This window comes from Nocardioides sp. (assembly GCF_034670285.1).
In the GTDB taxonomy this organism is placed as follows: Bacteria; Actinomycetota; Actinomycetes; order Propionibacteriales; family Nocardioidaceae; genus Nocardioides.
Map to the genome: position 1 here is coordinate 1 of NZ_JAXMNS010000057.1, position 12,329 is coordinate 12,329.

Genomic DNA, 12,329 nt, shown 5'->3' on the forward strand with positions numbered 1-12,329 from the left:
TCTGCGAAGACCCCACACCGTGTGTGTGGAGCTGGCGGGAATCGAACCCGCGTCCTCGAGCGTCGAACCAGGTCTTCTCCGGGTGCAGTCTGTGATGTCGATTTTCTCGGCCCCGGCGCTCGCACAGACACGTCGCCGACAGGCTCAGTCAGGATTAAGTCCCGATCACCCCTCCAGACAGAGAGTGATCAGCAAGTCTCCTAGCGACGCCAGGTCCCGGGACGGAGACAGATGCCCGGGCTGACGCTTCGATCACTGCTCAGGCAGCGAGAGCGAAGGAACTGCGATTGGTGTTGGCAGTTATAAGTTTCCAACGGTCGTTTACGAGATGACGTTGGCTTCTCGACCCGCTTCCCCTGGAACTAACGTCCCAAGTCGAAACCGATCAGCCCCTCTTGAATTGTGTCTTGAGTCTAGCGGTCCCCGGGGACAGAACCCACCCGGTTGTCGGCGTCGTCGAGTCAGAGGCTGTTCCACACGTCGGCGCAGCACCGCCAGGTCTCGCCCTCCAGGCGCCACACCGTGACGGCGCGACCCACGGACGACAGTGCCTCGCCGTTCTCGCCGGTCATCTCGACCAGGTTGTCCTGACGGATCCACGCCATCGTGCCGTCGGCAGACAGGTCGATGTCACCGGCGCTCCAGCTGATCCGGAACCCCGGGATCGTCGAGGCGCCGGCGACGTACTCGCGCAGCGCCGCCGTGCCGACGACAGGAGGCATCCCGGGCGGGATGACGACCGCGTCCGCTGTCCAGAAGTCGACGATCTCCTCGACGTCGCCTCCGGACGCAGCGAGAGCCGACCACGCCGCATCCCGCTGCTCCAGTGCTGCCCTGCGTTCCGTGACGTCCATGGTGGCCTCCAGACCTACCTGCGCCGATCCCGATCTCGCGAGACTCGCACCGGCGGCAGGGATCGTCAAGGGATCTCGATACGTCGGCGTCTCGCTCCGCTCGCCGGCCGACTACTCGATCACCAACGGTCAGCCGCGCGCGTAGGTGCGGAGGGTGTCGGCACCCGGGCCGTCGAGGCGGTCCAGGTGGGGCGTGCGACCCAGGAGGGCGAGCGCGAGGTCGGCTGCAGTGCCGGAGACGACGTCGCCGGTGCCGTGCTGCCACTCGAGGTCGGTGGCCTGGTACCAGAGGTCAGGTGCCCGGGAGGGCAGGAAGCCGACGGCGGCCTTCTTCGTCATCAGGAAGTCCAGCGCCGGGCGCCAGCGCTCGACGGGCCGCTCGTCGTCCAGCCCGAGCGGCAGCCACATGTCGAGCTGGTGAACGAGCGAGTCCGTGTAGGGGCCGTGAACGCCCACCACCGGTGGAGCCTGGCGCACGTCGGCCTTCTCGCGCAGGCGCGCGACGAGCTCGACCGTCGACAGTCGCGCCCGGTTCTGGGCCAGGACCAGCTGGAGCCGGTCGACGTTGCCCCGCGCCCGCACCATCGCGAACGCAGCCTCCCGCACGGTGAAGTCGCAGCTCACCAGCAGGTGCGCCGCCATCTGACGCACGGTCCAGGCCGAGCAGAGCGACGGCGTCGCCCACTGCTCGGGGGTCAACGTCTCGAGGCGGTCGGCGATGGCCCGACGTTCGTCGGCGAGCGCGCTCCAGAGATCCATCACGACGCTCCCAGGCAGTCGAAGGCGGTGCGCACGTAGGCGTCGGTGCGCGGTGAGCTGACCAGGTGGTTGACCAGCTTGTTGGGGGCGTAGGCGAACGTCGTGCGCGTCTCTGCGTCGTTGACGACGATCGCGCCGCCATAGCCGGTCCACCAGCACATCCGACCCGACGGCAGCGCCGGTGCCGCCGGCGTCTCCAACCCGTAGCCCAGACCGAAGGTCAGCGGCACGTCGAGCACGAGGTCGGTGCCGCTCGACTGCACCTCCCAGATGCGGTCGACCGCGGCCTCGCTCAGCAGGCGCACGCCCCCGACCTCTCCCCCGTGCGAGACCACGGCCTGCACCTGGGCCACCCCGCGAGCGGTGCCGTGGCCGCCGGCACCGCCGACCGCCGAGCGCCGCCACGGTGCGCTGTTGCAGGTGCGGGTGCTGAGCGAGGGGTTGAGCACCGTGCGCAGCAGGAAGTCGGTGGGCGGGTGGTCGGGGTCCAGGTCCAGCGGTGGCGGGGCGATCAGGTCGGCGCAGCTGTCGAGCAGGTCGTCGGGCACCCCGAGGTGGAAACCGCCGCCGAGCGGTGCGACGACGTCCTCGTGGAGCACGTCGGCCAGAGACCGTCCGGTGGCCCCGCGCACGATCGCGTCGAGCAGGTGACCGTGGTCGATCATCTGGTACGCCGGCGCCGAGCCGGGCTCGTACCAGGGCGTCTCGGCGGCCAGGATCGCCTCGCTGTGCTCGAGGTCCATCAGCTCCTCGACCGTCAGCGGCGGCGTCCACCCGGGCACACCGGAGGTGTGACCGAGCACCTGCCGCACCCGCACGTCGCCCTTGCCGGCGGCCGCGAAGTCGGGCCAGTACGACGCCACCGGGGCGTCGAGGTCGAGCTCACCGCGATCAGCCAGCACCAGGGTCGCGAGGCCCACCATCGTCTTGGTGACCGACCAGACCTGCACGAGGGTGTCGCGCTCCCACGGCACCCCGGGCCGGGCCTCGCCGCCCCACAGGTCGACGAGCAGCTCGCCGTCGTGCACCAGGGCGATCGACGCCCCGGCGTCCGCGCCGTCGTCCAGCGAGCGGTCGAGCAGGTCCCTCAGCGGCGCGAAGTCGTCAGCGCAGGTTCCATCAGCCACCCCGTCACCCTAGGACGTCATCCCAGGACGTCACCCCAGGAGACGGTGACCGTTCTCCCAGCACACCGCTCGCAGCCAGTCGTCGCCCTGGTCGAGCCGGGCGAGGCCGTCGAGCTGCTCGACGTAGGGGTACGGGATCGTCGGGAAGTCGGAGCCGAGCAGGATCTTCGGCTCGAGGTCGCGCAGCCGAGGCACGAGGTCGGGCGGGTAGACGGCGCCGAAGAACTCGGTGAACACCATCGTGGTGTCGAGGCGCACGTGCTCGTAGCGCTCAGCGAGATCGAGGAACTCCCCCCACTCGGGCGCCCCCATGTGAGCCACGACCAGCGACAGTCGCGGGAAGCGGGCCAGCAGCCGCTCCATCGACCCCGGACCGGTGAAGTCGTTGCCGACCGGTCCGGAGCCGGCGTGCACCACGACCGGCGTCCCGGCGTCCTCCAGCACTCCCCAGACGTCGTCGAGCAGCGGGTCGTCGAGGTGGAACTCCCCCACCTGCAGGTGGATCTTGAAGATCTCGACCCCCGAGTCGATCTCGTCGGCGACGTACGACGCAGCCTCGGGCTCGGGGTAGAAGGTCGCGGACCGGATGACCTCGGGCACGCCGGCAGCGAACTCGCGCGACCACTCGTTGAGGTAGCCCGCCACCCCCGGCTTGTGGGCATAGGGCAACGTCGAGAAGCGCCGCAGGCCGAAGCCACGCAGGATCTCGACCCGATCCTCGTGCGACTCGCGGTAGCGGATCGGCCAGTCGCGGCCGATCTTCGGACCGGCCGAGTCGAAGACCGCCCACACCGCACGCTGGATGTTGGGCGGCAGGAAGTGCACGTGCACGTCGTACAGCCCGGGCAGGCCGAGGCCCTGCCAGAAGGCGCGGACCGCGCGGGCGTCCGGGTGCAGCGGCTCAGTCACGGCTCAGTCCGGGATGCCCTTGAGCCGGCGTCCGACCTCCTGCTCGGTCTCGCGGGTGGCCTGGCGCTCGGCCAGCGCGTGCCGCTTGTCCCAGGACTTCTTGCCCTTGGCCAGACCGATCTCGATCTTTGCGCGACCGTCGACGAAGTACAGCGACAACGGGATGACGGTCAGGCCCTTCTCGCTCACCCGACGCTCGATCTTGTCGATCTCGACCCGGTTGAGGAGCAGCTTGCGCTTGCGGCGCGCGGCGTGGTTGGTCCAGCTGCCCTGGGAGTACTCGGGGATGTGGACGCCGTGCAGCCAGGCCTCGCCCGCGTCGATGTCGACGAAGCCGTCGACCAACGAGGCGCGGCCCATCCGCAGCGACTTCACCTCGGTGCCGACCAGGACCAGTCCGGCCTCGAAGGTGTCGTCGATCGCGTAGTCGTGACGGGCCTTCTTGTTGGCCGCCACGACCTTGCGGGGCTTGTCACCGGATTGCTTGGCCATCCGACGATTCTTGCAGGCGTCGGCAACCGACTTCACACGCACCTTTACCGGCACCGCCCGGTGCTACCTTCAGGCTCCCCAACTCGGAGGTGGACGGCCATGTGGCTCTTCCTGCTCGTGCTCGTCCCGGTCGCCGTCGCCCTGCTCCTCGCGGCGCGCTCCGACTACCGCCTCAAGAAGCGCGGCGGGCGCCACGGCACCCTCTCGCGCGACGGCATCGGCAAGGCGCACGGCGATTCTTCGCAGTACGGCGGGCCGACGGTCCACGACCATGGCGGCGAACCGTCAGGCGGGTTCTTCTAGCCGCGGCTCCAACGGCGGCGCCTCACATGTAGTTCATCGGGTTCACCGGGTTGCCGTTGGCCAGCACCGAGAAGTGCAGGTGGCAGCCGGTCGACCAGCCCGTGGAGCCGGCGTAGCCGATCGTCTGCCCGCGGGAGACCCGCTGGCCCTGGCGCACGGCGTACCCGGAGAGGTGGTTGTAGACCACGACCAGGCTCTTGCCGTTGACGATGCCGACGCTCACGAAGGCCCGCTTGCCGTAGACGGCGTCGGAGTAGGTGCTGATGACCCGGCCGGCGGCAGAGGCGACGAGCTTCTGACCGCACGAGACACCGAAGTCGGTGCCGTTGTGCAGGCCGTAGTAGCCGTAGATCGGGTGCGTCCGATAGCCGTACGGCGAGGTCACCGGGCCGTCGGTCGGGTAGGAGAGGAAGCCGTCGGAGGCTCCGCTGAAGCCACCGCCGTTGCGGGCCTGACGCTCGGCCTCGCGACGGGCCAGGCGCACGAGGCGCTCCTTGATGGCCTTCTCGCGGGCACGCAGCTCGGCCAGGCGCTTCCGGTCGGCCGCCTTCACCTTCAGCGCCTGCTGACGGGCGCTCTTGGTCGAGCCCACCAGGCCGGCGACCTTCTCGGCCTCGACGCGGGCGTCCTCGACGAGGCCGGCGATCGTGACGACCTGCTTCTCGGCCGCAGCCGTCTTGTCCGCGATCTCGTTGCGGGCAGCCTTGACCTTCTGCTTCTGCGCGACCAGCTCGGCCTCGGCTGCCTGGAAGGCGTCGAGCTCCTGGCTGCCGCGACCGACGATGACCTTGTCGGCGACGTCCTGGCGCTGGAGGTCCTCGAGGGTGGCGTTGTCGAAGAACGCCCCGAGCGCCCGCAGCTGCGGGTCGCCGTAGGCGTAGAGCCGCAGGATGCTGTCGCGCACGCTCAGCCGCTGGACGACGACGGCTTCCTTGCCCTCGGCGAGCTCGTCGTTGGCGACGATCAGCGCCTCGCGAGCCTGCACGAGCTCGTCCTGGAGCCGCTGCTCGAGGTCGCGCGCCTCGGAGAGTCGGGCCTGGACGTTGCTCAGCCGGGCCCGGGCCGAGGTGAGTCGCCCCTGGGCCTTGTCGAGCGCCCGACCGACGCGGGCCGCCTCGCGGCTGGCCTCGGCGAGGTCGGACGCGGTGTCGGAGATTCGTCCCTGAACCGTGTCGCGACGGTTCTTGAGGTCGTCCTCGTCGGCGTGGGCAAGGGGAAGGGTGAGTGCTGCCACCGACAGGACACCGACCGTGAGGGCAGTGACGTGCTGACGAGCGGCGCTGGGGAAGGAGCGCACAGGAGGGCCTTACTGCGTTCGGGGAAGTGAACGTCCCCACGGTAGGGGACCGAGGTCAGAGCCTGAGGTATTTGCGGGTCAGCAGGAGTGTCGGAACCACGGTGAGCACCGGAGCGACGGCGAGCAGGACCAGGGAGGTCTCCACCCACTCGGGCCAGCCGATGAACGGCAGCGCCTTGACGACCTCGCCGAGTCCGCCGACGATCGCGAACTGCGTGAAGGCCGCCACCGCACCGATCGCCAGCCCCACACCGACCAGCGCGGTGACCAGCGCCTCGAGGAGGAAGGGCAGCGCGATGAAGATGCGCGAGGCACCCACGAGTCGCATGATCTCGATCTCCTTGCGGCGCGCGAGGGCCGTCAGGCGGATCGTGTTGGCCACCAGCAGGATCGAGGCGAGGATCAGCGCCGCAGCCGCTCCCCACGAGCTGTACTGCAAGACGTCGATGAGCGTGAAGATCGGCTTCACCTCGTCCTTGGCCAGGGTGATGTAGCTGACGCCGTCGAGGTTGGCCACCGCGTCGACGGTGCCGTCGAAGTCGTTGGGGTCCTTGAGCGTGATGCGCACGGCCTGCGGGGCGTCCTCCACGGTGAACACCGGGTCAGGACCCTCGAACTGCTCGGGTCCGAGCAGCACCTTGAGCTTCTCCAGCGACTGGGCCTTGGACTCGAAGGTGACGTCGGCGACCTCGGGGTTGTCCTCGATGGCGTCGGCGATGGCCGACTTCTGCTCCTCGGTCACCTCGCTCGTGCACGACGCGTTCTGCGGGTCGTCGGGCAGGCAGAGCACGACCTGGATCTGGAGCTCGGAGCCGATCACGTCGACCGTGAGATCGGCCTGCTTGCTCATCATCAGCCCGATGCCGGCGAGGCTGAGGGACACGAACAGGGTCAGGATGACGGCCAGGTGCATCGAGGCGTTGCGACGCAAGCCCTGACGCAGGTTCGTGTTCACGTGGCGCAGCTGCATGCAGGAAAGACTTTCTGGTGACGAGGTGCGGGGCGAGGGTGCGTGCGAGCGCGGCTAGTGCTGGTAGCCGTAGACGCCGGACGCCTCGTCGCGGACGACGCGTCCGTGCTCGAGCTCGACGACGCGCTTGCGCCCTTGGTCGACGACCCCGTGGTCGTGGGTGGCCATCAGCACGGTCGTGCCGGTGCCGTTGATGCGGTCGAGGAGCTTCATGATCCCCGCCGACGTGGCGGGGTCGAGGTTGCCGGTGGGCTCGTCGGCGATCAGGATCATCGGGTCGTTGACCATGGCTCGCGCCACGGCGACGCGCTGCTGCTCTCCGCCGGAGAGCTCCTCGGGCATCCGGTTGGCCTTGTCGGCCAGGCCGACCAGCTCGAGGGTCTCGGGCACCATCCGCTTGATGTCGCGGTTGGAGCGACCGATGACCTGGAGCGCGAAGGCGACGTTCTCGCTGACGTTCTTGTTCTGCAGGAGGCGGAAGTCCTGGAAGACCGTGCCGATCTGGCGACGCAGGCGCGGCACCTTCCAGGTGGCGAGGCGGTTGATCTCCTTGCCGGCCACGTAGACGCGGCCCGTGGTCGGGCGCATCTCGCGCAGGAGCAGGCGCAGCGCCGTCGACTTGCCGGACCCGGACGCCCCGACGAGGAAGACGAACTCGCCCTTGTCGACGTTGATGGTCACCTGGTTGAGAGCGGGCTTGTCGGGCCCCGCGTAGGACTTGGTGACTTTCTCGAAGCGGATCACGGGCCTGACGGTACGCGAGGAACCTGAGCGGCCCGTACATTGACCGATGTGTTCTCGACCCCACCCGGACTGCGCGGTCCCGCGCCGTTGGCAGCTCTTCTGGCGTCGATCATCGTGCTCGCCGTGGTCGTCACGGCGCTCGCGACGCGCGGCGGGGGCGATGCCACGAGCGGTGCCCCCCGCGAGGCCACCACGAGTCCTGAGGCGTCCCCCGAGCCGACCAGCACACCGCTCGCCGACCTCGACACGACCGTCCTGACGGTGCAGCGCGCCGCGTTCTGCGACCTCGTCGACCCGGCCGCGGTCGAGAGCGCCTTGGGGGGCGAGCCTGCCGACGTCCGGTCCTACGGCAACGGCGAGTCGGTGCTGATCGCCTCCGGGATCAAGGACATCTCCCACGAGTTCGGTTGCCGCTGGAAGCGCGGCCGCGCCGTCCTGCGTGGCTGGGTCTTCGCCCCGCCGGTCACGCCGGCCGACGCCCGCCTGCTGCGCACCGAGGCGCGTCGTGCCGACGACTGCGTCGTGCGGCGAGCGGCGCCCGCCTTCGGTGCACCGACGCTGGCTCGAACCTGCTCGGCCGGCAAGGGATCGACCGAGGCGTCCTTCCGCGGGCTGTTCGGCGACGCCTGGCTCGCCTGCTCGCTGACTCGCACGGGCGCCCCCGCCGCAGTGCTCGACCGTGCCGGCGAGTGGTGCGCCGCGGTGGCACGTGCCGCCGCGACTCCCCCGCTCGGCCAGCCGCTCGACTAGCGCTCCGGAGCCTCCACGACCCAGCGGGCGGCATACGGCGCCAGCCACACCAGCCCGTCGCCGTCGGCCGCCACCCGCTCGCCCGACAGGGCGTCGTACGGCGCGGCGAGGCCGGTCGCCTCGAGGCGCCACAGCGGGAAGGCGCGGTGCTCACGACCGACGTTGTAGAGCCCGACCATCACGCCCGAGGCGTGGCGTCGTACGACGACGAGCAGGGCGTCGTCGGTGTCGGTGAGCACCTCGACCGTGGCCGCGGCGTGCAGCTGGGGCAGCGAGGCACGCACCCGAGCCAGTCGGGCGATCGCGTGGAAGACCTGCCCACCCTCCGAGGTGGGATCGTGGCGGCGGTCGGCCACCTCGTCGCTGACCCGAGGGCGGTGGGCCCACCGGTTGTCGCGCTCGTGCCCGGGCTCGTCGGCCCAGTGGGCGTCGTTGGGGAGCGCGAGCTCGTCGCCGCTCCACACCACGGGCACCCCGCCCCATCCGGCGACGATCGTGTGGCCCAGCAGGAGACGGGCGAGCCCGCCGGAAGGATCGAGGCGACGCTCCCCGAGGCCGGTGAGCGAGGCCGCCGTGCCGCTGATGCGGCGATCACCGGTGGCGGGGTTCTCCTGGAAGACCAAGCCCTCGGCAGGCGAGCCCGGGAAGTCACCGGCGTAGTAGTCGGAGAGGAAGGCGCGGTGCGACCCGCCTCCCAGGCCGACCGCCGCGGTGTCGGCGTCGTCGATCGCCCACCCGATGTCGTCGTGGCAGCGCAGGTAGGTGATCCAGGTACCGGTGGCCGGGGGCTGCGGCAGGGCGGCAAGGGCGTGGCGCGCGAGGATCGTGTTGCCGGCGGCCAGCATCGACCAGATCTGCACCATCAGGCTGTTGTGATAGGCCAGGTCGCTCACCCGACCCGCGTGCCGGCCGAGCCCCAGGTAGCCCACGAGGTCACGCGGACCGACGATCGCCTCGGCCTTGAAGAGGGTCGCGGGCGCCGCGAGGCGGGCCACTGTGCGCAACGCCTGGGTGATCGCATGCACCTCGGGCTGGTTCTGGCAGTCGGTGCCGAGCCGCTTCCACAGGAAGGCGATGGCATCCAGGCGCAGCACCTCCACGCCGAGGTTGGCCAGGAACAGCACCAGGTCGGCGAACTCGGCCAGCACGTCGGCGTTCGACCAGTCGAGGTCCCACTGGAAGGAGTTGAAGGTGGTCCAGACCCAGGCCTGAAGGTCGTCGTCGAAGGTGAAGCTGCCGGGCGCGAAGTCGGGGAACACCTCCAGCAGCGTCTGCTCGTAGGCGTCCGGGCCGGCCGGGCCGTCGCGATCGGCGAAGAGATGGAAGTAGTCGCGGTACTTCTCGTCGCCGGCTCGGGCCGCCGCAGCCCACTCGTGCTCGCGCGCCACGTGGTTGAGCACCAGGTCGACGACGAGGCTGATGCCGCGTCCCCTCAGCCGGGTGGCGAGGTCACGCAGGTCATCTACGGTGCCGAGGTCGGCGCGCACGGCACGGTAGTCCTGCACGGCGTACCCGCCGTCGTTGTCGCCCTCTCGCGGCTGGAGCAGCGGCATCAGGTGCAGGTAGGTGACGCCGAGGTCCTCGAGGTGGTCGAGTCGACGCTCGATCCCGGCGAGGTCGCCGGCGAAGCGGTCGGCGTAGCAGGCGTAGCCGAAGCGGTCGGGCTGCTGGATCCAGTCGGGACGCAGCAGCCGTCGCTCGTCGAGGCCGTGCAGGTCGTCAGGGCGCTCGGCGAACCCACGGGCGGCGATGGTGACCAGCCGCGCCGCCACCGTCTCGGCGGCAGCGGGGTGGAGGTCACCGACCGCGTCTCGCAGGTCCGGCCACCAGCGCTCGAGCCGGGCGTGGAAGGTCGCCGCGCGGTGAGACGGGACGCCCCCAGCGGAGGCGAGACCGGTCCGCGCCGCCTCGACGGCGCTGGTGGGCAGCGGAAACGTACGCATGCCTCAGCTCTCGGCTGCCTTCTCGGTGCCACGGCGCCAGCGGATGCCGGCCTCGAGGAAGCCGTCGAGGTCGCCGTCGAACACCGCGGTCGGGTTGCCGACCTCGTAGCCGGTGCGGAGGTCCTTGACGACCTGGTAGGGGTTGAGCACGTAGTTGCGCATCTGGTCGCCCCAGCTGGCCTGCACGTCGCCGCGCATCGAGTCGAGGTGCGCCTTCTCCTCGGCCTTCTTGCGGGCGAGCAGCTTGGCCTTGAGCACCACCATGGCGCTGGCCTTGTTCTGCAGCTGCGACTTCTCGTTCTGGCACGACACCACCGTGCCGGTGGGGATGTGCGTCAGGCGCACCGCGGAGTCGGTGGTGTTGACCGACTGCCCGCCGGGGCCACCGGAGCGGTAGACGTCGATGCGGATCTCCTCGTCGGGGACCTCGATCTCGTCGGTCTGCTCGAGCACGGGCACGACCTCGACCGCGGCAAAGCTGGTCTGGCGACGCCCCTGGTTGTCGAAGGGGCTGATCCGCACCAGACGGTGGGTGCCGGACTCGACCGAGAGCGTGCCGTAGGCGTACGGCGCATGGATGGCGAAGGTCGCCGACTTGAGGCCGGCCTCCTCGGCGTAGGAGGTCTCGTAGACCTGGACCTTGTAGTCGTGCTGCTCGGCCCAACGCACGTACATGCGCATCAAGGTCTCGGCGAAGTCAGCGGCGTCGACGCCACCGGCGCCGGAACGGATCGAGACCAACGCCTCGCGGGCGTCGTACTCACCGTTGAGCAGGGTGCGGACCTCGAGGCCCTCGACGGCCTTCTTCACGCGGACGAGCTCACGCTCGGCCTCGGCGATGGAGTCCTCGTCGCCCTCCTCGACGCCGAGCTCGACGAGCACCCCGACGTCTTCGATGCGGTCCTGGAGCTCGACGAAACGGTCCAGGGTGCCCTGGAGGAACGAGAGCCGCCCGGTCACCTTCGTCGCGTTGTCCTGGTCGTCCCAGAGGTCCGGGGCGGCGACCTGGTCGCCGAGGTCCTTGATCTCCTCGCGCATGCCGTCGAGGTCCAGGACCTGACCGATGGTGTGCATCGTCGCCTGGAGCTGCTTGATCTGGGTCTCGAAATCTGGGCCTGCCACATCGCGCAGGTTACTCGCGCCCTCCGCGACAACAGCAACCGCGACCGCCACCGCCGCGTGCACCCGGTGATCACGTGGTCCAGTCCCCCTCGCCTCGAGCCTCCTCGGGCGCCCCTGAGGAGGCCCGCGCCGACTACACTCGGCCCCACGCAGGAGTCCGCTCCCTCCTTGTGCCCACCATTCCGGAAGCTCCCAACCATGCGTCCGTTCCCCCTGCTCGCTGCCCTGTGCGCCCTGCTGAGCGTCGTGCTCGGCGGCTGCGCCGACGGCTCGAGCGCCGCAACGGCGCAGCGGACGCTGGTGATCGGGATCGGGGACGACGTCCCGGGCTTCTCGACGCTCGACGAGGCGGGTGCGCCGGTCGGCTTCGACGTCGACGTCGCGCACTACCTGGCGCGGGGCCTGGGCTGGTCAGCCGAGGAGACGGAGTTCCGTCCACTGCCCGACAGCACGCGCGAGCGCTCGCTCCAGAGCGGCGAGGTCGACCTGGTCGTGAGCACCTACCCGGCGACGGCGCACAGCGATCGCCTCGTCGACCTCGCCGGGCCCTACCTGACCGCGCGCCAGGACCTGCTCGTGGCTGCCGACGAGGCCGGGATCACCGGCCCGCACACCCTGGCCGGCCGACGGCTCTGCTCGGTCGTCGACACCCCGGACGCCGCCGTGCTCCAGCAGCCCGCCTTCTCGCCGGGCGTGGCCCTGCGTCCCGCCGAGTCCCTGGCGGCCTGCGTCGACCTGCTCCTGGGCGGCGAGGTCGACGCGGTCACCGGTGACGACGTGATGCTCGACGGCTACACCCAGCGGTACGACGGCCTCAAGGTGCTCGAGTCGCCGTTCGGGGTGCGCAGCTATGGCATCGGGCTGCCGAAGGGGTCGCCCGACGGGGCGGTCGTCGAGGAGCTGCTGCGCCGGATGATCGAGTCAGGCGCCTGGGACGACAGCTATCGCGAGCACCTGCTGACTCCGGGCGCGACGGTGCCGGAGCCGCCGGCGCCGGGGTCAGCCCTTCTTCGGTGACACGTAGAGCGTGATCACGCCCTCGATCACGACGGTCCCGTC

The 12,329-nt window shown here is 70.2% G+C and carries 13 protein-coding genes and 1 other RNA gene; 3 read left to right on the forward strand and 11 right to left on the reverse strand.

Annotation, left to right across the window (positions count from 1 at the left end):
• Window positions 1–23: 23 nt before the first annotated feature.
• The 6 genes from ssrA to smpB all read right to left on the reverse strand — a co-directional run bounded on the left by ssrA (window position 24) and on the right by smpB (window position 4,141).
• Window positions 24–393, reverse strand: a transfer-messenger RNA (tmRNA) gene (gene ssrA, locus VOI19_RS04525).
• Between the two features lie 68 nt (window positions 394–461).
• A complete protein-coding gene (locus VOI19_RS04530; RefSeq protein WP_323791764.1) occupies window positions 462–854 on the reverse strand; it encodes a YybH family protein in 393 nt (130 codons plus the stop codon).
• 129 nt (window positions 855–983) lie between these two features.
• Window positions 984–1,613, reverse strand: a complete 630-nt coding sequence (locus VOI19_RS04535; RefSeq protein ID WP_323791765.1) for a maleylpyruvate isomerase family mycothiol-dependent enzyme — start codon at window positions 1,611–1,613, stop codon at window positions 984–986.
• Window positions 1,613–2,740, reverse strand: a complete 1,128-nt coding sequence (locus VOI19_RS04540) for a serine hydrolase domain-containing protein (RefSeq protein ID WP_323791766.1) — start codon at window positions 2,738–2,740, stop codon at window positions 1,613–1,615. Before VOI19_RS04540 ends, VOI19_RS04535 begins: the two co-directional genes overlap by 1 nt.
• A 30-nt stretch (window positions 2,741–2,770) precedes the next feature.
• On the reverse strand, window positions 2,771–3,649 hold the full coding sequence (locus VOI19_RS04545) for an amidohydrolase family protein (protein WP_323791767.1): 879 nt from the start codon (window positions 3,647–3,649) through the stop codon (window positions 2,771–2,773).
• Between the two features lie 3 nt (window positions 3,650–3,652).
• Complete coding sequence (gene smpB / locus VOI19_RS04550) at window positions 3,653–4,141, reverse strand: SsrA-binding protein SmpB (protein ID WP_323791768.1); 489 nt, start codon at window positions 4,139–4,141, stop codon at window positions 3,653–3,655.
• Window positions 4,142–4,240: 99 nt separating this feature from the next.
• Between smpB and VOI19_RS04555 the strand changes: the two genes are divergently transcribed.
• A complete protein-coding gene (locus tag VOI19_RS04555) occupies window positions 4,241–4,444 on the forward strand; it encodes a hypothetical protein (protein ID WP_323791769.1) in 204 nt (67 codons plus the stop codon).
• 22 nt (window positions 4,445–4,466) lie between these two features.
• Here the strand turns inward: VOI19_RS04555 and VOI19_RS04560 are convergent, their stop codons facing one another.
• Genes VOI19_RS04560 through ftsE form a run of 3 tightly spaced genes read right to left on the reverse strand, consistent with a single transcriptional unit; the run spans window position 4,467 to window position 7,455 of the window.
• Window positions 4,467–5,741, reverse strand: coding sequence for a peptidoglycan DD-metalloendopeptidase family protein (locus VOI19_RS04560; RefSeq protein WP_323791770.1), 1,275 nt, complete (start codon window positions 5,739–5,741; stop codon window positions 4,467–4,469).
• A 55-nt stretch (window positions 5,742–5,796) separates the two neighbouring features.
• Window positions 5,797–6,711, reverse strand: coding sequence for a permease-like cell division protein FtsX (gene ftsX / locus VOI19_RS04565; protein ID WP_323791771.1), 915 nt, complete (start codon window positions 6,709–6,711; stop codon window positions 5,797–5,799).
• A gap of 54 nt (window positions 6,712–6,765) precedes the next feature.
• Window positions 6,766–7,455: a cell division ATP-binding protein FtsE gene (gene ftsE, locus VOI19_RS04570; RefSeq protein WP_323791772.1), complete on the reverse strand. Its 690-nt coding sequence runs from the start codon at window positions 7,453–7,455 to the stop codon at window positions 6,766–6,768.
• Window positions 7,456–7,503: 48 nt separating this feature from the next.
• Here ftsE and VOI19_RS04575 point away from each other — a divergent pair, with 48 nt between their 5' ends.
• Window positions 7,504–8,205 (forward strand): hypothetical protein, encoded by a 702-nt coding sequence (locus VOI19_RS04575; protein WP_323791773.1) that lies wholly within the window; start codon window positions 7,504–7,506, stop codon window positions 8,203–8,205.
• Here VOI19_RS04575 and VOI19_RS04580 read toward each other — a convergent pair.
• Both VOI19_RS04580 and prfB read right to left on the reverse strand, forming a co-directional pair.
• A complete protein-coding gene (locus tag VOI19_RS04580; protein WP_323791774.1) occupies window positions 8,202–10,148 on the reverse strand; it encodes an alpha-amylase family protein in 1,947 nt (648 codons plus the stop codon). The genes VOI19_RS04575 and VOI19_RS04580 overlap by 4 nt on opposite strands.
• A 3-nt stretch (window positions 10,149–10,151) precedes the next feature.
• On the reverse strand, window positions 10,152–11,270 hold the full coding sequence (gene prfB / locus VOI19_RS04585; protein ID WP_323791775.1) for a peptide chain release factor 2: 1,119 nt from the start codon (window positions 11,268–11,270) through the stop codon (window positions 10,152–10,154).
• 198 nt (window positions 11,271–11,468) lie between these two features.
• On the opposite strand from prfB, the gene VOI19_RS04590 reads away from it, so the two are divergent.
• Window positions 11,469–12,287, forward strand: coding sequence for a transporter substrate-binding domain-containing protein (locus VOI19_RS04590; RefSeq protein ID WP_323791776.1), 819 nt, complete (start codon window positions 11,469–11,471; stop codon window positions 12,285–12,287).
• Window positions 12,288–12,329 lie beyond the last annotated feature (42 nt).